The sequence below is a fragment of the Jiulongibacter sediminis genome, assembly GCF_001306455.1.
GTDB lineage: Bacteria > Bacteroidota > Bacteroidia > Cytophagales > Spirosomataceae > Jiulongibacter > Jiulongibacter sediminis.
Window position 1 is genome coordinate 607,381 of record NZ_LGTQ01000006.1, and the last position, 23,754, is coordinate 631,134.

Genomic DNA, 23,754 nt, shown 5'->3' on the forward strand with positions numbered 1-23,754 from the left:
TCGTTAGTCCGCTCTGCCGAAGTGAGTGAAAGTATGACTACGATTGGGGGTGATATTCGTTTTTAAGCGGTATGGTGATTTCGCAGAGTTTTCATTGAGACTCTACTTTGGAGAATTTAGATTACAAATTCAGAAAATCATATGGGATTTCATACTGCTCCAAAGACTGGATAGGCAATAATTCTTTCGGAATAAGATGGCTATCAATATCAACCTCAATGCCATACCTCCAGGCCAATTTGGCATAGCCCAATGCAGGAAGAGATACGATTTCACCCAATACGGGGGAATCGTTTCTTCGTTTATGGGCTTTAGGGGCTAATAAATCCCTTATTGATTCTTCTATCTTACTCCTGTCTCTGGCTAAAAGAGCATAAAAAAAACGATAATCTATTTCAAGCGTTTTTCCACTTCTTAGCACTTTCTTTTTGTATTTTTCATAGATAGCCAGGTTATGCCTGACACCCTCCAGATTTTCAGCCATAAAATGCTGAATGGTGTTAAATGTAATGGCCGTATCACCTAGTTCCACCATTTCATCCATGCTTTTAGGTGCATAAACCGGGTGTTTTACATATCGCAGGGCAGCATAGCGTTTTATCAGGTCTTCATTGTCCGATAAAATGGGCATACAAATATGGCGAAGGCCATAGTCCGGGATGCGGGAATTGTATGTACTTATTTGAAATTCATCCAATAATCCGCAAATACTAAAGTGATGTTTACTTTTTTTGTTACTTCCATTTTCTACAAACGCATTTATGGCATAATCGTGATTAGCCTTCCATAAAGTATTTACAGCTTGTTTTGGTTCATATTCACCTAAGGATATTTTTTTAAGTAATTGAGCCTCTAAATAGAGATTATTATCAATTATTTTATCCAAATTTTGTTTGACTTTATAAATCATAATTCCCCAGTTTTAAAATATTCAACTCCCCTTTGGTTCTGTCAATTGCTGAAACATACTTTGTTAATTTGTTCTTATTCAATATAATCATATTGCTAACGCTTGTTTTACCCTCGTCATTCAATCGTCCGGCCACATAATCAATCCACCCATCACTCATCTGAGCAGGCAATCCAGTTGGTGGATTTGGGTTATTCAGCTTCACGCCCGTAAACTCATCCAGCTCTCCTGCCCCAGTTTTTGAATATTTGAACTGTTTGCTTTCTATAATGATAATTTCCGTGGGATTCTCTAATGTGCTTTGATGTAAATGCTATTCCCCTTCTCAGAGTCTCCTCAAGGTACTCTGATGGTCACTCATTTCACCCGCAATTCAGCTAAATCAAAACTCTTCACTAGCTTAAACCTGAAATGTTCAATAACTAAATTTCCGATTTTTTGATCTGCTCCCGGACCTTTTTTTATAAAATTTGATCTGACTTCAGATCGTTTTAATACAAAAACTCTATAAATCGGAGCCTTTCTAGAATTCTCAAACCCCCTCTACCGCCGCATTAATCACTTCGTGGACTCTTCTGCGGATTTCAAGCTGCATGAGTTTGCGGTTATTATCACGGGGGTAAACGCGATTGGCCAGCATAATAAAAATCAACTGACGATCTGGGTCAACCCACACCACAGTTCCGGTAAAACCGGTATGACCGTAAGTATTTGGAGAAGCATCTGAAGCTACACTGGAAAGGTCGGCATCAGGGTGCGGTTTGTTCCATCCAATACCACGGTGGCTTTTGGCTGTATAGTTTGTAGAGAAGTGCTTGACGGTTTCGGGGTAAAGGTATCTTCTACCACCATAAACGCCTTTTTGGAGGTTCATTTGATAGAGTTTGGCCAGATCCCAGGCATTGCTGAAAAGGCCGGCATGGCCTGCGACTCCTCCCAGTAAGGCGGCGTTGGGGTCATGTACCGTACCCCAAATTTGTCTTTCTCTGAAAATCTGATCGTTCTCTGTTGGGGCTATTTGCTCTTTCGGGAAACGGTTTAGTGGATTAAAGAGGGTATGAGTCATGCCCAATGGTTCATAGAGGTTTTGCTCAAGAAACTCATCAAGCGGTTGACCGGATATTTTCTCGATGACACGTTGCATCATGATCAAACCCAGATCGCTGTAAAGGTATCTGAAAGAGCCATCCCGGTTTCTACGGGTAGTAAGGTCAGAGTCTAACAACCATTGCCAAACTGAATCGCGGATAGACGGTTTTATATAAAGTCCTTCAGCCACCTGCAGGTTCTCGTCACTTCTTTTGAACTCGTAAAAGTCATTTTTAAAATTCTTGCCATTCGTCTTAGTGTGTGTCCAGAAAGCCTGAAAAGATTTCAGACCAGCCTGATGAAAGAGTATATCACCAACGATCATGTTCTCCTTATTGGTGCCTGCGAGCTCAGGGAGGTAATCTGATGCTTTGAGGTTTAAATCTAATAAACCGCGTTCATTGAGCATCATGGCGGCCTGTAGTGTAGCACTGACTTTGGTAAGAGATGCCAAATCATAAATGGTCTCTTTGGTAACCGGTTCGTCACGCTGATATCGGTAGGTTCCGAAAGCCTTGTGATAAACCACTTTACCTCTCCGGGCTACCAAAACCTGACAGCCAGGGAAGGCCTTTTGGTCAATGGCATCTTCGATGATACCGTCGATTTCATTCAGCTTTTTCCCACTCATGCCGAGATTTTCAGGGAAATCTTCAGTAAGGCGACCCAGGTTGGCGGAGTTGTTTCCATAGTTAGATTTTGAACTTGAAGAGGCCGTTACGGGTAAGGTGCCATTGGCTGAAAGAGCTCCAAAAAGCACTTCAGCTACCGCCCGATAAGCACCTGTTTCTTCTTCATAGCCACAAATCAGGTTAGGGAATTCATCAAAAAGTTGAAGACCATAAGGGTTCCCGAATGTGGTAATAATCACCCGTGTTTTTTTCGAGAGCTCCCTGATCATCTGTATGGTAGAGGGTGATACCCCAAAATTTCTTGATTTCCGGCTGTTCATATCATGAACGCTGACGATCATATAGTCCAGCACGTCGGCCTGATCCACAATGTATTGCCAATCTTTTGAGGAGCTTGGCTTTACTCTCATTTTGTAAGGCACCACTTTGCCGAAATTGCTTAGCTCTTCCTGAAAAGTACTTTGGTTTCCGCTCACTTCTACCGAGCCGATGGCCAGCGTATCCAGTTGAATAAATGGAATTGTAGAAGGCTGAATTCTGACTACAGTCACGGCTTTCTTGAAGAGCTGATCTTTAACCATCTGGCTTTGATCGTCATTCAGATCTTGCACTAAATTGGTCAGATCCACATGTGTTTTTTGATGAAGGCCTACGCGGTATTTAGCTCTCAAAATTTTATGAACACGGCTGTTAAGTTCCTCTTCATCGAGTTCACCGCTTGCAAATGCATCGTAGAGCTTTTCAAAGGCAGCAGAGAGGTTGGCCGTTTGAAGCAACACATCATTACCAGCTTTGTAGGCTGCCAGCTCGGCACCACCGGCATCAAAACCACGGGTTATTCCCCGCATATTCATGGCGTCGGTAAAGGCCAAACCTTGAAAGCCTAACTCTTTTTTGAGGAGATCAGTCACAATATTTTTAGAAACTGTAGCAGCGGTATTGGAGGCACTTTCTAATGAAGGCACAAAAAGATGGCCGGTCATTACGCCCCCGATTTCATCAGCAATCAAAGCTTTAAAAGGTACCAACTCAGTAGAACTCAGACGACTTTTCGAATGAGATATAACCGGCAATGACACATGCGAGTCCACATCAGTATCGCCATGACCAGGGAAGTGCTTTGCTACAGCAATAACTCCTGCTCTTTTAAGACCTCTGGCGTAAGCTCTAGACTTGTCTGCCACTCTGTTTTGAGATTCACCGAACGACCGGTAGTTGATTACAGGATTGTCAGGGTTGGTATTAACATCAGCCACAGGAGCAAAATTGATATGTACTCCAAGCCTTCTGCACTGTCTACCGATTTCGAAGCCCATTTTTTCTATTAGGTTGTTGTCCTTAATAGCTCCCAGAGTGATTTGTTTCGGGAAAGACATCGTATTGTCAAGTCGCATACCCAAACCCCATTCCGCATCCATACCAATCATAAGCGGTACTTTGCTGGCTGCCTGATAGCGGTTTGTCAGTTTTGCTTGAGTAACAGGGTCACCTTGGAAGAAAATTAGCCCTCCTACATAATATTCTTCAATTAGCCTTTGGGTTTCAGAATAGTGAGATTCGTTCCGGTTTGAGTAAGTGGAAATCATGAACAGTTGCCCGATTTTCTCTTTCAAGGAGAGCGTAGCCAGCACACTATCGGCCCATATCCACTGTTTTTCTTTGAAAGCTTTGATTTCGGCCACATTCGGTTTGAAAATACCCGGCATTTCTGGTTTTCGCATGATCACCGGCAGGTAACCATCATACTTTACTACACTAGGAGTGGAGCTGGCCTTTTGAAATCTGGAGCCGATAAAACTAACGAGAAAGATTCCTGTGAGCAGAAGTAGTATTTTGCCTCCCGGGCTTTTTTGCATGATTCGCATTGATGAGCACTGAATGATGCAAAAATAGCGGATAATTGACGCATTTCCGAACCGATTGGTCTACGCCAAAGCCACTTTTGATTTTAAGGAAGGCTTTTGTCCATTGAATTTCCGGCGATACTTTTTGATGGTATAGGTGGAAACAATTCCAAACAGAACTCCCGGTAAAACCCAAACTATAATGTATGCAAGCATTGGAGAACCTTCCGGCATATAGCGTGGAACAATATTGACACAAAAGGCAGTGACAGCAGCAGAGTACGCACCGATCATTTTCCCAGCGTGACCCAGAAACCAGTGCATTTTCTCAATTTCTTTTTTGCCCAAATAAATTCTTAAATCGCCCCAGGCCTGAATCGCACTAAATGGCCCGAAAACCAGAAATAAAATAGCCATGGCCTCCGGCTGATTCATTTGAAGGTAAATGCCGTAGGCGATCATCACAATACCTGAAATTAGCATGGTGTAGGTTGCTATGAGGTCAAACCATTTGGGCTCCATTTTCTTTTTCATTTTCAACAGGCGTTTACCGGTGAATGTGGGATAGAAACTCACAATACCGATGGTCAGGAAGAAGTGATATTTCATCTCTGTAGGGTAGAGGATCACAAAGAGCACGGTTGTTACAAAAATGAGGGCCATACTCCAGTAAAAAATAAGGCCTGAGCGGTTGTGCAATTTTCCTCCTTTCTTACGGGTGGTCATGGCGATGAGTCCGAAAATGAGCGACAAAATACCTGCTGCTACGTGTAGAATGATGGAATAATCGTAAATCAGCGTTTTCATATCTTTAATGCTTTTTTTGATTGATGACTCAAAACTATAGTCAGCGTTTTTGACTCAAAAATCAAAGGGATTAGCATCAAAGAAAAGTGGCGTTTGACAAAACAAAGGGTCGTTTGTCATCGTTTAGGGATGTTTGACAAACCCCCAAAAAGAAATTTCAGGATTCAATAGAGATTATTACTACTCAAATTACTTTTGATAATTTTTTAACAAATAGAAAATGAAAGCACTTTCAACGATTCTGTTATTGATATTATCAAATTCATTTATGACAATGGCCTGGTATGGTCATTTAAAGTTTTCTGAATGGAAATGGTTTGAGAAGGCGGGCCTTTTCAGTATTATTCTCATCAGTTGGGGGATAGCCTTTTTTGAATACTGTTTTCAAGTACCTGCAAACAGGATAGGCATAAAGGAGAATGGTGGACCTTTTTCATTGATTCAGCTTAAGGTTTTGCAAGAGGTCATTACCCTCATTGTTTTTATGAGCTTTACGGTTGTGTTTTTTAAGCATGAAAGCTTTAAATGGAATCACATTGTAGGCTTTGTTCTCCTTGTTTTAGCCGTGTTTTTTATTTTTAAAAAATGGTAGTGGGACTTACTCAAACCGCTTTAACCTGTTCTCTAGCTCCAAAATTCGTCGCTTATGATTTTCCAGTTCGTTGATCAGGTTCAGAGCCACTTCAATGCCTGGGATATTGATGTCCAGGTCGCGGTGAAGCCGTACCATCTGTTCCAGTAGAGGCACCTGCTCCTCCGGTATACAGGGGCGACTGCTTTGCCGTGTAATTTTCAACAGTTCGTGCTCACCCAGCTCGTTGATAAACGAAAGTTTAATCGAGTGATATTCACAAAAATCATCGAGAAATATATAATTCTTAGTGCTCATGGTTTCTTAGTTTATTGAGTTGCTGAAATAGTTCTTTTTCTTTCGCAGATAGGTTTGTCGGTAGCTCCACTTCATAGTGAACGTATAGGTCGCCCGTTTTCCCTTTCTGTTTGTACACCGGCAGCCCTTTTCCTGCCAGCCGAACGGTAGACCCGTTTTTGAGCTCAGCCGGTATACTCACTTTCACTTTCCCACTAAGGGTGTTCAGCTCGATTTTACCACCGAGCATCGCTGTGTACAAGTCGATCTTCTGATTCAGATGCAGGTCGCTGGCCTCTCTTTTGAAAGATGTATTATTAGCCACAGAGAAGGTGATGTACAGGTCGCCTGCTGGCCCGCCATTGACACCTGACCCGCCGTAACCTGCTATTTTGATGGTTTGACCATTCTCCACGCCAGCCGGAATGGTGATCCGGATATTCTTCCCATTGACCGTCAGCACTTGTTTTTTATCTTCCAGAATATCGGTGAGATACAGATGAAGTTCGGCATAGAAGTCTTCTCCACGGAATTTGACCGAACGCTGCCCCCCAAAACCTGAAGATGTGGCTCCACCGCCACCGAACATGGACTCAAAGAAATCTGAGAAATCAGAAGCGTTCCCACTGTACGAATAACTGCCGCTACCGGTATTTGCGTAGCTTCGGCTGCCCTGGGCTTTACGGGCTTTCTCAAACTCCTCGGCATGCTTCCAGTCTTTGCCGTATTTATCGTATTTGGCTCGCTTCTCAGGATCTGAAAGCACTTCATTGGCTTCGTTTATTTCCTGAAATTTCTTTTTCGCCTCAGCATTATTCGGGTTGAGATCAGGATGAAACTTACGAGCCATTTTCTTGTAGGCCTTTTTAATTTCATCAGAGGTGGCCGTTTTACTCACCCCCAGTTTTTCATAATAATCAATATAATTCATGGTCTTTTTTCTGTTGTGGTTTGTGTACGAATTTAATTAATCCGCCAAGGCTCAAACATGAGTTCGATCATGCTTTTCTGTATGCGGTGTCATGAGGATATAACAAAAAAAAGACGGAAATTGTCTCTGTAGAAAAACAAAATCATGGCAAATAACACCTTCGATATCAGAACCTTCAGTAAGCTCCTTTTTCCAATTGCTTGTCTTCTGTTGATCTACTTCGGCAATCGTTTTGACGCCTTTAATACGGGCTTAGCTTTGGCCACTTTTTACGCTCTTTTCGGCTTGTTGATCGTTGAGTTACTCCTCGTCATTTTTAAGAAAAGAGGTGGTATTTGGGACAAACTCAAATGGCTTATTCTCGGAGCAATTGCTTTGTTGACGCTTATTGGCTGACCTCACGTAACTCATGCACTAGCTCGCTGTATTTTCTGGCCACGGGCACGAGCGTTTCTGATCCTTCCAGATGCAGTTTATAGCCTTGGGCATTGCCGGTAACCCGCTCCACTTTGTCGAGATTGACGATGAACGAGCGATGGCAACGTTTGATATTTTTACTGAGGATTTGACTCTCAAGTCGGGAGAGGCTGCTTCGTAATAATTCAGGCTCTGAAGTTTTCAGAACCACTTTTGAGTAGTTATCGGCCGACTCGATAAAAAGGAGTTCATTGGACTCAAACTCAATTTTGTCAATACCGTTTTCTGCGGTAAGTTCTATTTTATCACTTTTTACTTCCGGACTGATTACAATCTGTTTTTCAGGCATAAACTTCTTTAGTGCCCTGTGGTATTTAGCCAGTACATCAAAGATGATGGGGAAGATACCAATGGCAACTACCGTCATCAAACTCCAAAGGAAATGAATGGGGCTCCAGCTACTGACAAACAAGCTGGCTTCATATACGAAATTGCTGAAGGCAATAAAGATCAAAAAACAGATGTTTAACAAAATCTCCCGGCCTACTGTCCAGTCTTTTTCATTGAAATACCCGGGGAAAAGACGAATGACAACAAATCGCATAAAAAGTAAACATGCAAAAGTGATCAGGCCAAACCCCATCACATACCAATACCAGTTTTCTGTTTCGTTTTTCCAGTTGGAAGAACCAAAAGGTTGAAATATCAACAGAAAGGCGGTGATAAAAACCCCAACCAGAAAAGACCGGAAAATCAGCTCGACGGCCGAGCGTTCCCCATCTTCAAAGGGGTAAGGTTGCTGTATGAGTTTTTTAAATCTCAAAAAGGCAGTTCAATTTGTTCAATAAAACGTCTCAAAGTGGAGGGTTCAGTAGTTAAAATAAAGACAACTCCCCAAAGCCCTCCCCAAAGGTGAGCCATGTGGTTGACATTATTCATCTGACGTTTCTCCATAAAAATGGAGTAGGCAACATAGATTACCGCAAATATATACCCCGGCATAGCGACTGGTATCGGGAAAATCATCAGCTCCATCATCGGATTGAGAATTACCGAACAAAAAACCACTGCCGATACACCACCGGAGGCTCCAAGTGAATTAAAGCCTGCATGATCTTTATACTTCACAAAATCAGGAAGGTTAGCCACTATGATTCCTAAAATATACAAACCCAAAAAAGCCAGAATGGCCTTGGCTCCGAAGAATACGGAAAAATATTGCTCGACCACACCACCAAAAAGGTAGAAGGCATACATATTGAAAAACAGGTGCAGGTAATCAGCATGAATAAAGCCCGAGGTAAGCAGGCGATGATACTCCTTGTTTCGGTTCGCCAAGTATGGGTTGTGAATCCATTTATTGCGGAGCGAGGTATCTCGCCAGGCATAAACACTGGCAATGACTGTGGCGATCACAAGAAGAATAGTTACAGACATGAAATATGGTTTAAATTTGTTTTTATGAACCGACCGAAAATTACGAAATGCCACTTAGCTCACCCAATTATTTCTTTGATTGGTCTTTTCTTTCTTACGCACCCGACTTTTGCCCAAGGCTTTGAAAAGGATGTTACTGATTTTAGAAAGACCTACAAACAGGAGTTTTTGGATAACCCGAACGCACCATTGAAAGTGGAAGATCTAAAGTTTCTCGACTTTTTCGAGCCTGATGAAAAGTATAAAGTTAAATGCAAATTTAAACTCAAAGGAAAAGGAGAACCTTTTGAAATCCTAACGAGTTCAGGCGACACAAAAACATATGTGGTTTTTGGTCAATTCATTTTCAAGATCAATGGCAAAAAGCAAAAGTTGAATGTGTATAGAAGTCTGGCTCTGATGCAGAATCCGCTTTATAAAGACTATCTGTTTATTCCTTTCAAAGACCTGACAAACGGCTCAGAAACTTATGGGGGTGGTAGATATATTGATCTCAGAATGAAAGAATTAGAAGGAGACGAAATCTGGCTCGATTTCAATAAGGCTTACAATCCTTATTGTGCATTCTCAGCTGGGTACAGCTGCCCTATTCCGCCAATTGAAAATCATTTGAAAGTGACCATCAGGGCAGGGGAGAAAAACTATTTAGGAGAGTATAAGGGGGTACATTGAGGTATTGACAAATTGGCTCTCCGGAGTATTTCGCTTCGGTCGGGTGTTTTCAAACCATTATCTGCCCATTTTCGTTTAAACAAGTGTCAACTTCTTCAATTTTATGCAAGACAAACTAGACCGGATCATAGAAGCCCGGATGAAACTCAAAACTCGTTTTGAGAAAAAAATGAGCGAAACTCCTTCAATAGCGGATAACCGCCCTATGGGAACCGGCCCTGTTAATCGCCATGGCATGCCAAAACTGCCTAAAGGACAAACGGAAACTCAGAAATGGCCGGTGCTTGATTTAGGTTACCACCCGGAAATAAGTCTTGAAAACTGGAGGCTTACCATTAATGGCGAAGTGGAGAATCCGGTAGTGTTAAAGTGGGAAGATTTCATGGCTTTACCCCAAACTGAAGATACCTCAGACTTTCACTGCGTGACCACCTGGAGTAAGATGGACATGCCTTGGAAGGGCGTTCGGTTGGCTGATTTGGCCGCTTTGGTGATGCCCAAAGAAACGGCTACGCATATCATGTGTTACGGATATGATACATATACCACAAATGTCGCCATTGAGGAAGCTTTGAAACCCGATGTCTTGCTGGCTCATACAGTTTTTGGCGAGCCACTTGAAAAAGAACACGGCGGGCCTTGTCGTATGATCACGCCACAACTTTACGCCTGGAAAGGCTCCAAATGGATAAAACGCATCGAGTTCATGAATGCCAACAAGCGTGGCTTCTGGGAAGAACGCGGCTATTCAGACACTGCTTATCCGTGGAGGAATGATCGGTATTCGTGAGTTTTTAAGATTTAAGTCACAAGACAAAAGACTTTTTGTTGCGATAATTAAAAAGACCTCCCAAACCAAGTTTGAAAGGTCTTTTATATACAGAATAGACCTATGAGTCTTACGCCTTAAATCTTCTATCTTAAGTCTTTCTTTTAAAAAGACTTCGCAATATCTGTAAAGCCTCTTGAGTCAAGAGATGCACCTCCTACAAGCCCGCCGTCGATATCTGGTTGAGAGAAAAGCTCCGGGGCATTGCCTGCTTTTACACTTCCTCCATAAAGGATTGAGATATTATCAGCGACTTCCTGACCGTATTTCGATGCAAGGTGATCTCTTAACACTTTATGCATTTCCTGAGCCTGCTCAGATGAAGCCGTTACACCTGTACCAATAGCCCAGATTGGCTCATAAGCAATCACCACTTTTTGTACAGCATCAGCATCTAAGTGGAAAAGGCTGTTGGTCAGTTGACCTTTAACAAAATCAAAATGAATACCTTCCTCACGTTGTCCTAAAGTTTCGCCGCAGCAGAAAATTGGAGTTAATCCTTCCGCAAGAATAGCGTCTACTTTTTCAGCGATGAACTGATCGGTTTCATTGAAATATTCTCTACGCTCAGAGTGACCGATGATTACATATTCAACACCCGCCGACTTTAACATTGGTACAGAAACCTCACCGGTATAAGCACCAGATGCTTTTGGGTAGCAGTTTTGAGCGGCAATGCTCACTTTGTCGGTATTGATCAGCTTGCTGAAAGAGCTAAGGTATGGAGCTGGAACACCCATTACTACCTTGACATTCGGGTTTACCACCTCATCTTTCACCATGTTTGTAACCTCAGAAAAAAGGATCTGACCTTCTTCAAAAGTCATATTCATTTTCCAGTTACCTGCAGCGTATTTTGTTCTCATTTTCTGTTTAGATTCCTAATTATGAATAATTAAGCCGCAAAGATAAGAGGTAATCACACTAGGGGAAAGAAAACCCGCTTTTTGTACCATTCCCTTTCTCCTTGTTCCGTTCTCCTTTCTCCAAAAATCAAAGCGTCAACCAGTAGTTCCACTTAAAAATGATTGCTCTGTTCTTATTCGTAAGAGTATCGGTAAAATAATTATCAGAATATACCAGAAAGAAATCAGACATCGGGCTGTAGCGGTACTGGATACGGCTGTTAATGTTGAAGTTGTTCTGCTGGGTGTTAAATTGTAAAAAGGAAGTCCAGAAAAGCTTATTTGAGAAAGTGGCCTCTATTTTGGGGCCAATGAGCCAAAGTTTTGTCCGACCGTATTCTTCAGGGAATTTGAGGTCATTAAATTGTGCACTTAGCGTAGCATTAATAAAAGGCTGCTTTCTCAATAGTACGCTGAGGTTATACTGCTTTATTTGAGCGTTATAATATTGACCAAGTACAAGGCTACCATTAAGAATGACATTTTTTCGGGTATCTCCTGTAAATAAAAAAGTTACGTTATTGTATTTATATTTTCCGGGAGCCAGTGGCTTTTTGTCAGGCAGCGGGAAATAGTAGCGTAAATTCTCAACGCTATTTCTAAATTCAACATTCAGTCCGACGGTATTACGGAATTTAAGATCAGCCAAATAGGCGTGAGCTCTGTCACTTAAAGAGCCGTCTGCAAACCAAACCAGGTAGCTACTTTGACCAAGTGTTAATTGTACGAGACTTTTATCTTGTGGTCTGAAAGTAAAATTATTCTCATTATAAGCCTGTTGAAACCCGGCCCTAATCGTTGTGTCCGGGTAATCGTAGGTATCTCCGGTGATGGAGAAGGTTTCGAGCCTGTTAATAAAGCCCATATCAGCATGGTAATTTTGCCCGAAATAATCATAGTCGATAAACCCGGAGTAGAACTCTCCAAAATGCCCGTAACCAACTTGGTAAAATGCATTTTTTGAGTTCAGGTTTTCTTTGAACGAATGATGATATCCCATCCAAAACTGATTGGATCCACTTTTGTCAATCAGGTTGAGCTCTCCGCCCAGGTTCCGCCCATATTTCTCCAGCGGATCTTCCATTCCTCCTTCTGGTTGTGTTCCTGTAGCATCTCTGTTCAGAAAATAACCCTTTAGAACCGAACGACTACCAAAACGCTGATGCACTGAGGCTGCGGTGTAGTTCTGTGCAGCAAAATCATCTTTTGCACCGGTTTGCATATTCATTACACCGATCCGGGTTTTATCAGTAAGGTTTCCGCTTAGGCGTGCTCCAAAAATGATAGGGATAGGTTGAGCATTTTTATCCAATCCTATTCTGCGAGAAAAGAAAGGCCTGAAAGGAGGGGCTCCAAACTCCGAAAAAATATCGCTGTTCTCCAGAAAGAAGGTTCGCCTTTCAGGGAAAAAAATGGAGAACCGTGTAAGGTTGGTCACTTGCTGGTCTACTTCTACCTGCGAAAAATCAGGATTAACAGTAAGGTCAAGATTTAGTGAGGGGCTGACCGCGATTTTTGCATCCAAGCCAGCATTAGCTTTAAAACTGTTTGGTGCTCCTTCTTCGGGATTAGCACTTGTACGAGTGGTTACGTAGGGGATAAGCGAAATATTTCCCTTTTGTTGGGTAAGTTCACCCTCAAACTGTAAAGTTCCAAAGTAGCCTAAATCAATCCCTTGAAACTGAACGGGTACGTTTGTCCAGGTAGAAAATTCGTTTTTCTTTCGGTCACTTCTGATAAAGTTTATTCCCCAAGTCGTGTTGCCGGCATTAAATCTTAGGGTTTTGAATGGAATAGCCATTTCAATAATATATCGATCGCCGTACCTTTTTGTCTCTGAGAACCATTTATTATCCCAAGCGAAAGACAGTTCGGAGTCGGTATTAGCATATTGGTATTCAGATTGCACATTGTTCGGTGTGCAGGCAAAGCCAAAACCATTTGTTTTTTTGTTTACGGGATCTAGGACTACGGCTACCCCGTCCTGCTCAGTAAGACTTTGGTCTCGTTTTAATGAAGGAGCTATATAATTGTTTGTGCTGTCAAAAGCCTCTATGAAAAAGTAGAGGAATTTATCGTCATAAGCCGCTTTAACAGTTGTTTTTGTTGCAGTCTTTTTGTCCGAAGTTGGGAATTTTTGCCAAAAGTCGCCTATGGCCGTGGCTCTTTGCCAAACCGCTTCGGTATCCTCTGCGTCGAGAGTCATTTCTTCTTCCGCCTTGTATGCTTTCAGAAAGTAATCTGAGGGATTATGGCGTATTTGCTGTGCCTTAGCTCCAAGGCACAGAAAGGTTAATACAAATAGTTTATTCAAGTTAGTTTGTTAGGGGTATAGTGGAATTTAGGTGCAAATCTAAGAAAATTGCAGCAGAATGAATTGCATATTTTTAATAGCGAGCAATTTTCGATGTGTTTAAAGTTCTTCTGCAAACGTTTGTTTTGAGTGACTTACAGGCTTTAGAGGCATTTTATCGATAATACTTTTCAAAGAAGGCATAAAAAAAGCCGGAGCAGGTTTACTGTCTCCGGCTTAAGAATTTTATCGAACGGTATTAATCTGCAAGTACCATGTTGTGATAAACATTCTGCACATCGTCGTCTTCTTCGAGCTTTTCGATCAATTTATCAACATCAGCCGATTCTTCTTCTGAGAGCGTTTTTGTGTCCAATGGAATTCGCTCAAAACCTGAGCTGTCAATCTCAAAACCATTTTCTTCCAGGTATTTTTGAATATCACCAAAACTCTTGAATTCACCGTAGATATTGATGAGGTCAGTTTCATCATCTACGAATATATCATCAACCCCGAAGTCAATTAACTCCAACTCCAGATCTTCAAGATCCAGCCCTTCTTTGTTTTGTACCTTAAAGACGCACTTTCTCTCAAAAATAAAATCCAGCATTCCATTCGTTCCTAAACTTCCGCCGGTTTTAGAAAAATAGCTTCGTACATTGGCTACCGTTCGGTTATTATTATCAGTTGTACATTCAACTAAAACAGCTACACCATGAAGGCCGTAACCTTCGAGTACAATCTCTTTATAATCCTCCTGGTCTTTAGAAGATGCTCTTTTGATAGCACTTTCCACATTTGCCTTAGGCATATTTGCAGCCTTTGCGTTTTGAATTACCGCACGTAATTTGGAGTTCGCAGCAGGGTCAGGCCCACCTTCCTTAACGGCCATGACGATATCTTTGCCGATTCTGGTAAAGGTTTTAGCCATGGTGCTCCACCGTTTCATTTTTCGTGCTTTTCGGAATTCAAATGCTCTTCCCATAGTATTTTTTAAGATTTGGGTTCAAAATTAATTCTTTTGTAAAAAATGAATCGCAAGAGAAAAGGTTTTTCTTCAAGGTTTTTGATGAAGATTTATTGGTATTAACCAGCGAGAATTTGCATTTTTGTTAGGTACCCCAACCCTAATGAATCTGACCCGTTTTTATCCCTCACTTATTCTGAGGACACCGACTTTGCCCGAAATCCAGAGATTAGAAGAAAAGGATGTCCTTGAAAAGCTGAAAGAACCCGAATTTTTGGAGGCAGTATATATTGCTTCCCCTAACCTCTATTACTCAATAACCAATCTCGATGCTCTTTCTGGAAAAGATTACCGAAATACTTTATTTTCGGCAGCTAAATATATTTTGCGGGCAAGCGGACGTTGCACTCCTTTCGGATTATTTTCTGGAGTTGGGCTTTGCGATTGGGGAGAAACAACCAATCTAAAAGTTAAGCCCAAAACCAGTAGGGCAACTAGGTTCGATATGAGCTTTCTTTGTTCGGTTCAGAAAAGACTGGAGGAGGATATTTCGGTAAAAAAAAACCTGAAGTACTTTCCGAATAGCAGTATTTACAGGTTAGGGGGGCAGTTGAGGTATGTGGAGTACTCACAAAGTTCAGGTAAAAGGAGTTACCAAGTTTCAGCTATTGAAGAGAATGAGCTAATTGACGAGGTCTTTAGGAAGATTGGCGAAGGCCTTACATTTGATCAGGCCGTTTTGGTCATTAGGAATTGTGGTTTTGAAAAAGACGAGTCAGAGGAGTTTATAGAAGTATTGATTGGAAATCAAATCCTGGTCAGCGAATTGGAGCCTTCTGCTACGGGGAATGGGTATTTTGAAAAATTACTTGAATCAGCTTCAGGCACCTCCTATTTCGATCCGCTTCAAAAGTTACAAGAACTTCTTAGTCAGCTGGATCAAAGAAAGGTCAATGCAGAGCAGAATTTCAAAGAAATTTACGATCAGATTGAAGATCTGGGTTTTCCGTATTCACACAAAGCTCTCTTTCAGGTAACTTCGTTTCAAGATATAAGAGGGACGGTCAACAAGAGTTATGAAGATGAGTTATTAGAAGTTGTTGACCTTTTAGGGAGATGTTCATTCCTAAAGACTTCAAACTCACTGGGCAAGTTTGCAGAGGAATTTTATCGCAGATATGAGGAGCAGGAAATACCTCTTTTGGAGGTTTTAGATGACGAAATCGGGATCGGATTTGGCAATAATTCTGACTTTGTGGCTCCCTTATTGGAGGGCGTCATTTCTGATAAAGGCTCGTTCAAACCTGATCTCAAAATTGTTGCTTCTGAATACAAAATGTTTCAAAATCTCTTACGAAACGAGGAGTATGAGATTCCATTGATTGAATTTATTGATTGTGTAGAAAATGAGGTTAGTTTGGCACCAACTTACTCTTTAATCTTCAGGTTGATTGAGAAAAACAAGTTGCTTTTTGAAATGGCTGGAGGAAGTAGTGCTTTGAATCTTTCTGCCAGATTTGCTGAGGCTAACGAAGAGCTAAGACAGAAGCTAATCAAAATCGCTGAGGATGAGCAGGAAAGTTCAGAATCAGTTTTAGCCGAAATTGTTCATTTCCCTCAGGAAGAAGTAGGAAATATTATTTATCGCCCTGCCTTCCGGAAATATGAAATTCCATTTTTAGCACATTCTGATGCGACCAAAGGTAGTCAAATTGCAGCCCGGGATTTAATGGTCTCAGTGAAAGGAGACAATATTATCCTGCGTGACAAAGTTAGTGGCAGGTCGGTAGTTCCAAGGCTTTCAAATGCTCATAATTTTGCTTTTCAGAGTCTTCCTTTGTACCAGTTTCTGGGAGAGCTCCAAACTCAGGGATTTCAGAACGGCCTACAATTTGGTTGGCCATCTTGGGCAGAGGAATTTCCCTTTCTACCACGGGTTTCACACAAAAATGTTATCGTCAAAAGAGCGGAATGGAATCTAAATGAAGACGATATTTTGGGCATTCAAAAAATAACCTCAATTGAAAAGTTTGAAGCCTGGAGGTTAAAAAGGAATATTCCAGATAAGGTAATTATCGTGGAAGGAGACAATGAGTTGGTGATATTCTTTCATTCTGATTTTGTGCTGGATTTATTCCGAAATGAAATTAAAAACAAAAAGAAAGTTAAGCTTTTGGAATATCTCGGTCATTCGGGTCACATAACTGACTTTGATTCAAAAAAAATCTTTGCGAACCAAATGGTTGGGTGGGTGAATTCAGGGGGGCAGATCAATGAATCGAAGGTGCCTGAGAAGCCCTCTGGTGAAACTGTTAAGCGTATTTGGGATCCAGGTTCGGAATGGCTTTATTTTAAACTCTACTGTTCCGAAAAAACTGCTGATAAGATTCTTATAAATACAATCTACCCTCTTGTTCGGGACTTAAAGTCCAAAGAGCTGGTTAATATCTGGCATTTTGTAAGGTTTAATGATCCTGATTCTCATTTACGTATTCGGTTTCTTATCAAAAGCAGGGAGGACTTCTCTGCTGTTATGGGAGTGGTGCAAGAAAGTCTGAAGGGCTTTTTGAATGACAGATTCATTCAAAAAGTTCAGCTAGAATCTTATCACAGGGAATTGGAAAGGTATGGTGCAAAGAATATAGAGATTGCCGAAGCAATTCATGACCTAGATTCAGGTTTTATATCTTACCTTTTGAGTCAGTTTGAAGGCGATGAGCGAGAAGAATTCAGATGGAAAGCTGCTATAAAAATGGTGGACCTATATCTATCGGCTTTCAATTACACATCTCAGCAGCAGAAGTATGAACTTGCAGAAAGAAATCGTAGAGCCTTGTTGAATGAGTTCAGGGTGTCTAAATCAGAAAAGAGGCAACTAGATCAGAAATTTAGGTTAAAAAGACAGTTGATAGAAGATATACTGACATCAGGGGAAAATGAAATTTACGATGATTTCTCCAGACGATTAGGATCTTTGTTAGAAGGCTTGGAAGAAGCAACCGATTTAATAAAAGATAACCTCGTTTCAACGTTTATTCATATGAGTATCAACCGATTTATATTAACCGAGCCTCGTAGGCATGAAATGATCATTTATGACATGATCTCACGTTTTTATCGATCGGCCATAGCCAAAATGAAGTGAAAGTAATTACTGCATAATCTTACTTTCCAGAACTTTAAAGAAACGATCACGATAGGTGACTCCAAGTGGTATACGAGCATCAGAATCCGTAAGCATAATTTCACCCCCATCTAAATGGTTGATCTGGTCAAGAGAAACAATGAATGATTTGTGAGCTCTGAAAAAATGATCTTCTGGTAAACGTTCTTCCAGCTCTTTCATCGTGAGCAAAGTAACTATCCTTTCGCCCTGCAAGGTGTATATAGCGACGTAATTTTTTAAAGATTCTATGTAAAGAATATTTTCAAACTTAATTCTCACATACTTACCCTTTCTGTCTGTTTTAACCATGATGTAGTCATCAATGGTATTACTTGCCGTTTTATTCGCCTTTCTACGACTGGTTTTTTGAGTTGCTTCGTAAAAGCGTTCAAATGATATCGGTTTGGTCAGGTAATCCACAACATCATGTTTGAAACCTTCAAGGGCATACTCAGAATAGGCAGTGGTTAATACCACCATAGATTTCCCTTTTAATAATTCCATAAAAGTTAAACCTGTAATGGTCGGCATATTGATATCAAGGAAAATGAGATCAACATCATTATTCTGTGCAAAATCCAATGCTTTTACCGAGTCAGAGAAAGACTCAATAAGGTGAAGCGATGGAAGTTTCTCAATATAACCTTCGATGATTTCAATGGCAATTTTTTCATCATCGACAACAATGCAATTCATGTTGGGGAGTTTTGATGTACGAAATACAATTAAAGGTATACATATTTTTTATTTCTGCCATACTACGGAGAGATTTACCTCATAAATATCTTCCGTGTCATTCACAGCTAAATCAAAGCTTTTCTCATAGAGCATAGAAAGTCTTCTTTTTATGTTGGCAACACCAACTGCTGTTGTTTCGCGGTCGGCAAAATCTTTTCTTTTCAGATTCCTACATTTGAAAAGCATATCTTCTTGAGTTACCTTTAAGGAGATGTCTATTGGGTTTGCCGGATCATCAATAACTCCATATTTAAAAGCATTCTCCACGATTGACATTAACACCAATGGTGGCAAAGCAAAGAAAGGGAAAAGGCCCTCTTTAACAAATTGGACACAAACTCTGTCCTGAAACCGGATTTTCTGAAGCTCTATGTATTCGTCTATCGCATCCACCTCTTTTTTGAGATTTGATTTCTCATTTTTGGTACTCTCTACAGAGTATCTCATGAGATTGGTGAGCTTTAGAATTGCTTTTCCTGCACGTTCACTTTTAGGTGCTACATCACCATATACGAAGTTCAATGTATTGAAAAGAAAGTGAGGATTAATCTGGGCTTTTAAAAAGTTTAACTCCGTTTTGAATAGTTGTTTTTCTGTTACAATTCTAAGGTTCTGCTCCTGGGTCCTTTGTAAATAGATCCAATAAGCAAAGGCGTACAGTCCGGAGGTTGAGAACCGCCAAACCTCGAAGATGAAAAATCGAACGAATGTGTTCTCTAATGAATTATTTAATGAATCTACAGCTCTTTCATACTCAATAATGTAAATCTGCCATAAACAATTCGCCAAAGCAGAAGTCATGATAATAAACACCGCAAGAGGCAAGCCAATTATTGGTTTTTGGGGGAGAAACTTGACGTATATAGAAACAACCGAATAAAAAGTTAGGATATATAGAAAAGCTGAGCTGAAGTAAATTGCATAAAATTCAAATCCTGTCCGGTCTTCGAATCCAAGAACAAAGCCAAAATCAATGAGATAAAAAACACACCATCCTAAGAAATGTTTCTTGATTTCTATTTTATAGGTGGCAATGAAGCTGCGAATCCTTGAAAAAGTAGCTTGCATACCGAATAAGCCTTTATGGATGGCCAATCAGTTAATTGGTGTAAAAAATTATTCTATTCGAATCGCGTATGTGACCTTTGGCATAGTTAAAGTTTACTACAAAAAATAATTAATAATAGCTATGCAAAAGCAAAACCTTTCAATTCGCAAGACAACAGTAGTTAAAATGTTTAATTCAAACAAGACTGCGGCATCAGGTTGTCATACAATACCTTATTGTCATACAATACCGTATTAATATTTTTTTATGAATTTTTAGTCAAAAACATTTCGGTTTTTGGCACGTTTTTGAAGGTTTAATATCCAAAGCGAACAATTAAACCTTTAAAAGTATGAAAATCACAATAGCTCATAAGAGCACTTTTTTCTGTCAGCTTCTCAGAGAGTCTTTACAAAGTAGAAATTATGAAGTTGATTCATATGCTACTTCAGGAGAGTCGGCAAGAAAGCAGATAGAAACATCGAAGCCAGACATTGCCATTATAGCTTTTCCCTTACCGGGAATGAATGGCATTGAATTGGTAAAAAAAATAAAGGAATCTGGAAGTGCGAGCAAGATATTGTTCATGTCTCAGGATTCTATGGAAGCAAAAGAAGTTGTTAACAGTCTTTCTGTTGAAGGTCATGTTATGTCAACCGACAGTATGAGTCAATTCTTCTTTGCTCTTCATGAAATTACTGCAGGCAGAGCGTATGTTTCACCTAATGTGGAGAAGTTGCTGATGGATTCTGGTTCCATGAAAATTAGTTCAATGGTAGATGACTCACTTTTAGGTCTTCTTACTCCAAGAGAACTGGAGATAATGAAGGCTTTGTCAGAGTCATGCACCACCCCTGAGATTGCTCAGAGATTTACAATCAGTAAAGCAACAGTAAACAATCACAGGGCTAATATTATGAACAAGCTGAAATTAAAGGGAAGGAATCAGCTACTTGGTGTGGCGATATCTTTAAAGCCCTATTATTCTATATCGGCATAGAAAACTGATATAGACAATACACGAATTCGTGTAATATATTTGTCCCAAGAAGCTGGGAATGTTTCTTTTGGGAACTATTGAAAAGATTCACAACCTGCTAAATACACATCTATAACTTTTAAGTCTCTACTCTACGAAAGCGATTTCGTAGAGTTTTGTACTTTATAGGGCTTCAACTTTTCAAAAGACGAAGTAAATAGTTAAAAATTCTTCTTGCCCGCTTCAATAAAATCTACAATTCTTTTCATTAAGTGAGAGAAGGGCGTAATTTTGCCACCGATTTTTTAAGGCCTGTTGAAATCAATTGATTTTCAGGCTTTTAAATAGGATTTCTAATTATTAACAAAACCAATTTTTTTATCATGTCTGCAGTACATCAAGTAGCCGACCGTATCCTGAACCTTGAGGCTTCAGCTACACTTGCGATGTCCCAAAAATCACGTGAGTTACGTGAGCAAGGGATTGATGTTATCAACCTATCAATCGGTGAGCCCGATTTCAAAACTCCTGAGCACATTTGTGAGGAAGCCAAAAAGGCAATTGATGCCGGTTTTCACTCATATACTCCGGTCCCTGGTATTCCTGAGTTGCGAAAAGCTATTGCAGACAAGTTTAAACGCGACAATAATATCGACTGGAAACCTGAGAATATCGTGGTTTCAACAGGTGCTAAACATTCATTGGCAAATGCTCTGGCTGTGATGGTAAACCCAGGTGACGAGGTGATCATTTTTGCTCCATACTGGGTGAGCTACTCTGAAATGGTTAAACTGGCAGAAGGAAAGTCGGTTATTCTTAACGGTTCTTTTGAAAATGGTTTTAAGGTAACACCTGAGCAGCTAGAAGCAGCTATTACTGATAAAACGAAGGTGATCATGTTCTCTTCACCGTCAAACCCAACGGGTGCTGTTTTCAGCAAAGATGAATTGACGGCTATAGCGAAAGTGATTGAAAAACACGAGAATATATATGTATTGGCTGATGAAATTTATGAATACATCAACTTTATGGAAGAAGGTCATTTCTCAATTGGCTCAATCTCTTCCATTAAAGACCGTGTTATTACAGTAAACGGAATGGCAAAAGGATTTGCTATGACTGGCTGGAGGATTGGTTATATCGGTGCCGCTGAGTGGATCGTCAAAGGAATTACAAAACTGCAGGGTCAGGTGACCTCAGGAACTAATCATATTGCTCAGAGAGCCTCCGTAGTGGCTTGGGACGATATGACTGCCGCCGAAACTATGAAGAGAGCCTACCTTGTTAGGAGAGCACTTGTAGTTGACGGTCTTAGATCAATTCCTGGCTTTAAGGTTAATGTACCGGATGGTGCTTTCTATGCCTTCCCTGATATTAGTGATTTCTTCGGTAAGTCTGATGGTGAGATTACGATCAAGAACAGCGACGACTTCAGTCTTTATCTACTGGAAAAAGCTCACGTAGCCACTGTAGCAGGCGAAAGTTTCGGAGCTCCGGACTGTATTCGTATTTCTACTGCAGCCTCTGACGAGTCTCTTGAAGAAGCGATTGAAAGAATCAGAAAGGCTAGTGCTAATTTGAAGTAATTTCTATCAATAATAGATTTTAAAGCCCGGTTGATCTTGTCAATCGGGCTTTTCTTTTTCAAGAACCATCCTTGCCGCCAGATACCCTGGTATTCCACTAACTGCTCCGCCTCTTTTGGCTCCGGAGCCGCAGAGTATCAGATTTTCCAAATCCGTTTCTACGCCGAACTGATCAGCCTCTTCTTCGGATTCCGCAAAGAACCAACTGAGGTCATTATGAAAAATGTTGCCCATAGGCAGGCCAAGGTCTTTCTCCAGATCTAAAGCACTTTTGCATTCGATACAAAGGCTTCCATCACTGTTTCTGGCAATACAATTTTGTATAGGTTCTTCCAGAAACTGGTTAATGCCATCATAAAAGGAGTATAGTATTTTTTCTTTCTGGGCTTCATTATTCTCTGTGAAACGGCGGTATGGCATATCCAATCCAAAAACGGTTATTGTGTGAAAACCTTTTTCATTCAATTCATCAGAAAGAATCGAATTGTCGGTCAATGTATGACAATACATTTCACATGGAAAGTATTTCGGTAAATAGCCATTCATTATCTCTTCAAAAGCTTTCTGTTGTTGCCTAAATGACTGATTAATATGAAATGTACCCGAAAAAGCTTCTTCAGGCTTTACATTTTTATCTTTCAATTGTGGAAGCTTCTCCAGCAAAATATTGATTTTGAAGGCTGTTCCTTCATCTTTTTGAGTATGAATTGAATGATAGTTTGCCAAGGTTTTTTCAAGGATAGCTGGTGCTGCGTTCCATAAAACTTTAGATGCTCTGAAAACCTCTTTTTCGGTTCTAACTTCCATACCCTCAGTTATTTCTTGGAGCTTTTTGACCTCTGTGGAGGTTTTGAAATCTACGCCCAATTCAGTAGCTTTTTGAATAAGTTGCTTCACCAGATTGCCCATCCCTCCTTTGGGTACCCGCCATTCGCCCGTTTTGTTTCCGATAATGTGATAAATAAATGTGCGATTTTGAAGAAGAGAGGGGTCATAGGCATGAGAAAGTACGCCTATTCGGGCATCCGTGAGCAAAACCCCTCTCAAAATGTCAGACTGGACATATTTCTCAATAAACATTCCTATTGGTTTTTCTACAATATCTTCCCAAAGTTCGGACTCGCCTGCATTTTCAAATTTTTGTTTCCAGTAACTTTTAGAAGCCAATGGCTGAAGAATAGAATCCCAAATGAGCGAAGCAAACGTTTGACATCGTTCCTGAAACTTTTGATAGCCCTCCCATTCTTTTTCACCAAGTCTAAGGCTCAGAACTGAGGCTTTTGACAGTTTAGAATTGATATTGCTCAGCAATAAGCCCTCAATTTTACCTTCATTTTCATATGGAGTATAACTAGCTGTTTTTCTTTGAAGTAAAGGTAGGTCCAGCTGAAGGTCTTCGATTATTTGCTGGGGTAAAAGACTAATCAAATAGCTGTATCGAGAAAGGTAAGCTTCAAATTCGGGGAAAGTTTTTTGAGACGTAGTGGCACCGCCCAGATAATCGTTTTTCTCCAAAACGAGAACAGTTTTTCCTGCTTTAGCCAAATAGCAAGCCGCTACCAAAGCATTATGTCCACTACCAGTAATTATGATATCAAAACTATTATTCATCTCCCAAAAATAAAGGAACTTTCAT

21 protein-coding genes are annotated in these 23,754 nt (G+C 40.5%); 7 read left to right on the plus strand and 14 right to left on the minus strand.

Annotated features, from left to right (window positions below):
* Positions 1-121: 121 nt before the first annotated feature.
* The 4 genes from AFM12_RS08555 to AFM12_RS08565 form a co-directional block, all read right to left on the minus strand.
* Complete coding sequence (locus AFM12_RS08555) at positions 122-910, minus strand: immunity 49 family protein (protein WP_055146653.1); 789 nt, start codon at positions 908-910, stop codon at positions 122-124.
* The gene (locus AFM12_RS19690; RefSeq protein WP_131458260.1) at positions 900-1,115 is read right to left on the minus strand and encodes a hypothetical protein; all 216 of its coding nucleotides are present in this window, start codon (positions 1,113-1,115) and stop codon (positions 900-902) included. The genes AFM12_RS08555 and AFM12_RS19690 overlap by 11 nt, the downstream gene beginning before the upstream one ends.
* Before the next feature lie 327 nt (positions 1,116-1,442).
* Positions 1,443-4,487 carry a serine hydrolase domain-containing protein gene (locus AFM12_RS08560; RefSeq protein ID WP_055146656.1) on the minus strand — a complete coding sequence of 1,015 codons (3,045 nt, stop codon included), beginning with the start codon at positions 4,485-4,487 and terminating at the stop codon, positions 1,443-1,445.
* A 69-nt stretch (positions 4,488-4,556) separates the two neighbouring features.
* Complete coding sequence (locus AFM12_RS08565; RefSeq protein WP_055146659.1) at positions 4,557-5,282, minus strand: hypothetical protein; 726 nt, start codon at positions 5,280-5,282, stop codon at positions 4,557-4,559.
* 220 nt (positions 5,283-5,502) lie between these two features.
* Between AFM12_RS08565 and AFM12_RS08570 the strand changes: the two genes are divergently transcribed.
* Positions 5,503-5,874, plus strand: coding sequence for a DMT family protein (locus tag AFM12_RS08570; RefSeq protein WP_055146662.1), 372 nt, complete (start codon positions 5,503-5,505; stop codon positions 5,872-5,874).
* Between the two features lie 6 nt (positions 5,875-5,880).
* Here AFM12_RS08570 and AFM12_RS08575 read toward each other — a convergent pair whose 3' ends face one another.
* Both AFM12_RS08575 and AFM12_RS08580 read right to left on the minus strand, forming a co-directional pair.
* A complete protein-coding gene (locus AFM12_RS08575; RefSeq protein WP_055146665.1) occupies positions 5,881-6,171 on the minus strand; it encodes a chaperone modulator CbpM in 291 nt (96 codons plus the stop codon).
* Positions 6,161-7,081 (minus strand): DnaJ C-terminal domain-containing protein, encoded by a 921-nt coding sequence (locus AFM12_RS08580; protein WP_055146668.1) that lies wholly within the window; start codon positions 7,079-7,081, stop codon positions 6,161-6,163. Before AFM12_RS08580 ends, AFM12_RS08575 begins: the two co-directional genes overlap by 11 nt.
* Before the next feature lie 144 nt (positions 7,082-7,225).
* Between AFM12_RS08580 and AFM12_RS08585 the strand changes: the two genes are divergently transcribed.
* Positions 7,226-7,477, plus strand: a complete 252-nt coding sequence (locus tag AFM12_RS08585; protein WP_055146671.1) for a hypothetical protein — start codon at positions 7,226-7,228, stop codon at positions 7,475-7,477.
* On the opposite strand, the gene AFM12_RS08590 is transcribed toward AFM12_RS08585, so the two are convergent.
* Both AFM12_RS08590 and AFM12_RS08595 read right to left on the minus strand, forming a co-directional pair.
* Entirely contained in the window at positions 7,467-8,321 is an 855-nt protein-coding gene (locus AFM12_RS08590) for a LytR/AlgR family response regulator transcription factor (RefSeq protein WP_055146674.1), read from the minus strand. The two genes, AFM12_RS08585 and AFM12_RS08590, sit on opposite strands and share 11 nt — an antisense overlap.
* Positions 8,318-8,935, minus strand: coding sequence for a rhomboid family intramembrane serine protease (locus AFM12_RS08595; protein ID WP_055146677.1), 618 nt, complete (start codon positions 8,933-8,935; stop codon positions 8,318-8,320). The genes AFM12_RS08590 and AFM12_RS08595 overlap by 4 nt, the downstream gene beginning before the upstream one ends.
* 24 nt (positions 8,936-8,959) lie before the next feature.
* Between AFM12_RS08595 and AFM12_RS08600 the strand changes: the two genes are divergently transcribed.
* Entirely contained in the window at positions 8,960-9,607 is a 648-nt protein-coding gene (locus AFM12_RS08600) for a DUF1684 domain-containing protein (RefSeq protein ID WP_082391253.1), read from the plus strand.
* A gap of 103 nt (positions 9,608-9,710) precedes the next feature.
* Positions 9,711-10,397 (plus strand): sulfite oxidase-like oxidoreductase, encoded by a 687-nt coding sequence (locus AFM12_RS08605; RefSeq protein WP_055146680.1) that lies wholly within the window; start codon positions 9,711-9,713, stop codon positions 10,395-10,397.
* A gap of 143 nt (positions 10,398-10,540) precedes the next feature.
* Here AFM12_RS08605 and tpiA read toward each other — a convergent pair whose 3' ends face one another.
* The 3 genes from tpiA to AFM12_RS08620 all read right to left on the minus strand — a co-directional run bounded on the left by tpiA (position 10,541) and on the right by AFM12_RS08620 (position 14,619).
* Positions 10,541-11,302 carry a triose-phosphate isomerase gene (gene tpiA, locus AFM12_RS08610; RefSeq protein WP_055146683.1) on the minus strand — a complete coding sequence of 254 codons (762 nt, stop codon included), beginning with the start codon at positions 11,300-11,302 and terminating at the stop codon, positions 10,541-10,543.
* Positions 11,303-11,429: 127 nt separating this feature from the next.
* Positions 11,430-13,655, minus strand: coding sequence for a carbohydrate binding family 9 domain-containing protein (locus AFM12_RS08615; protein ID WP_055146686.1), 2,226 nt, complete (start codon positions 13,653-13,655; stop codon positions 11,430-11,432).
* Between the two features lie 238 nt (positions 13,656-13,893).
* Entirely contained in the window at positions 13,894-14,619 is a 726-nt protein-coding gene (locus AFM12_RS08620) for a YebC/PmpR family DNA-binding transcriptional regulator (protein ID WP_055146689.1), read from the minus strand.
* Between the two features lie 145 nt (positions 14,620-14,764).
* Here AFM12_RS08620 and AFM12_RS08625 point away from each other — a divergent pair, with 145 nt between their 5' ends.
* On the plus strand, positions 14,765-17,746 hold the full coding sequence (locus tag AFM12_RS08625) for a lantibiotic dehydratase (protein ID WP_055146692.1): 2,982 nt from the start codon (positions 14,765-14,767) through the stop codon (positions 17,744-17,746).
* 6 nt (positions 17,747-17,752) lie between these two features.
* Here the strand turns inward: AFM12_RS08625 and AFM12_RS08630 are convergent, their stop codons facing one another.
* Together AFM12_RS08630 and AFM12_RS08635 are read right to left on the minus strand one after the other, a co-directional pair.
* Positions 17,753-18,463, minus strand: coding sequence for a LytR/AlgR family response regulator transcription factor (locus tag AFM12_RS08630; RefSeq protein ID WP_055146695.1), 711 nt, complete (start codon positions 18,461-18,463; stop codon positions 17,753-17,755).
* A gap of 48 nt (positions 18,464-18,511) precedes the next feature.
* The gene (locus AFM12_RS08635; RefSeq protein WP_157687344.1) at positions 18,512-19,306 is read right to left on the minus strand and encodes a sensor histidine kinase; all 795 of its coding nucleotides are present in this window, start codon (positions 19,304-19,306) and stop codon (positions 18,512-18,514) included.
* A gap of 599 nt (positions 19,307-19,905) precedes the next feature.
* Between AFM12_RS08635 and AFM12_RS08640 the strand changes: the two genes are divergently transcribed.
* Together AFM12_RS08640 and AFM12_RS08645 are read left to right on the plus strand one after the other, a co-directional pair.
* Positions 19,906-20,553, plus strand: a complete 648-nt coding sequence (locus AFM12_RS08640) for a response regulator transcription factor (RefSeq protein ID WP_055146701.1) — start codon at positions 19,906-19,908, stop codon at positions 20,551-20,553.
* 362 nt (positions 20,554-20,915) lie between these two features.
* Positions 20,916-22,118 (plus strand): pyridoxal phosphate-dependent aminotransferase, encoded by a 1,203-nt coding sequence (locus tag AFM12_RS08645; protein WP_055146704.1) that lies wholly within the window; start codon positions 20,916-20,918, stop codon positions 22,116-22,118.
* A 39-nt stretch (positions 22,119-22,157) separates the two neighbouring features.
* Here AFM12_RS08645 and AFM12_RS08650 read toward each other — a convergent pair whose 3' ends face one another.
* On the minus strand, positions 22,158-23,729 hold the full coding sequence (locus AFM12_RS08650; protein ID WP_055146707.1) for a phytoene desaturase family protein: 1,572 nt from the start codon (positions 23,727-23,729) through the stop codon (positions 22,158-22,160).
* Between the last annotated feature and the right edge of the window lie 25 nt (positions 23,730-23,754).

Excerpts from the sequence above, each read along its gene's own strand:
- AFM12_RS08565 (WP_055146659.1), bottom strand. The coding sequence starts at position 5,282 with ATGAAAACGCTGATTTACGATTATTCCATCATTCTACACGTAGCAGCA.
- AFM12_RS08600 (WP_082391253.1), top strand. The coding sequence starts at position 8,960 with ATGAACCGACCGAAAATTACGAAATGCCACTTAGCTCACCCAATTATT.
- AFM12_RS08570 (WP_055146662.1), top strand. The coding sequence starts at position 5,503 with ATGAAAGCACTTTCAACGATTCTGTTATTGATATTATCAAATTCATTT.
- AFM12_RS08625 (WP_055146692.1), top strand. The coding sequence starts at position 14,765 with ATGAATCTGACCCGTTTTTATCCCTCACTTATTCTGAGGACACCGACT.
- AFM12_RS08650 (WP_055146707.1), bottom strand. The coding sequence starts at position 23,729 with ATGAATAATAGTTTTGATATCATAATTACTGGTAGTGGACATAATGCT.
- AFM12_RS08585 (WP_055146671.1), top strand. The coding sequence starts at position 7,226 with ATGGCAAATAACACCTTCGATATCAGAACCTTCAGTAAGCTCCTTTTT.
- AFM12_RS08575 (WP_055146665.1), bottom strand. The coding sequence starts at position 6,171 with ATGAGCACTAAGAATTATATATTTCTCGATGATTTTTGTGAATATCAC.
- tpiA (WP_055146683.1), bottom strand. The coding sequence starts at position 11,302 with ATGAGAACAAAATACGCTGCAGGTAACTGGAAAATGAATATGACTTTT.
- AFM12_RS08630 (WP_055146695.1), bottom strand. The coding sequence starts at position 18,463 with ATGAATTGCATTGTTGTCGATGATGAAAAAATTGCCATTGAAATCATC.
- AFM12_RS08595 (WP_055146677.1), bottom strand. The coding sequence starts at position 8,935 with ATGTCTGTAACTATTCTTCTTGTGATCGCCACAGTCATTGCCAGTGTT.
- AFM12_RS08555 (WP_055146653.1), bottom strand. The coding sequence starts at position 910 with ATGATTTATAAAGTCAAACAAAATTTGGATAAAATAATTGATAATAAT.
- AFM12_RS08635 (WP_157687344.1), bottom strand. The coding sequence starts at position 19,306 with ATGACTTCTGCTTTGGCGAATTGTTTATGGCAGATTTACATTATTGAG.
- AFM12_RS08605 (WP_055146680.1), top strand. The coding sequence starts at position 9,711 with ATGCAAGACAAACTAGACCGGATCATAGAAGCCCGGATGAAACTCAAA.
- AFM12_RS08560 (WP_055146656.1), bottom strand. The coding sequence starts at position 4,487 with ATGCAAAAAAGCCCGGGAGGCAAAATACTACTTCTGCTCACAGGAATC.
- AFM12_RS08620 (WP_055146689.1), bottom strand. The coding sequence starts at position 14,619 with ATGGGAAGAGCATTTGAATTCCGAAAAGCACGAAAAATGAAACGGTGG.
- AFM12_RS08580 (WP_055146668.1), bottom strand. The coding sequence starts at position 7,081 with ATGAATTATATTGATTATTATGAAAAACTGGGGGTGAGTAAAACGGCC.
- AFM12_RS08645 (WP_055146704.1), top strand. The coding sequence starts at position 20,916 with ATGTCTGCAGTACATCAAGTAGCCGACCGTATCCTGAACCTTGAGGCT.
- AFM12_RS08640 (WP_055146701.1), top strand. The coding sequence starts at position 19,906 with ATGAAAATCACAATAGCTCATAAGAGCACTTTTTTCTGTCAGCTTCTC.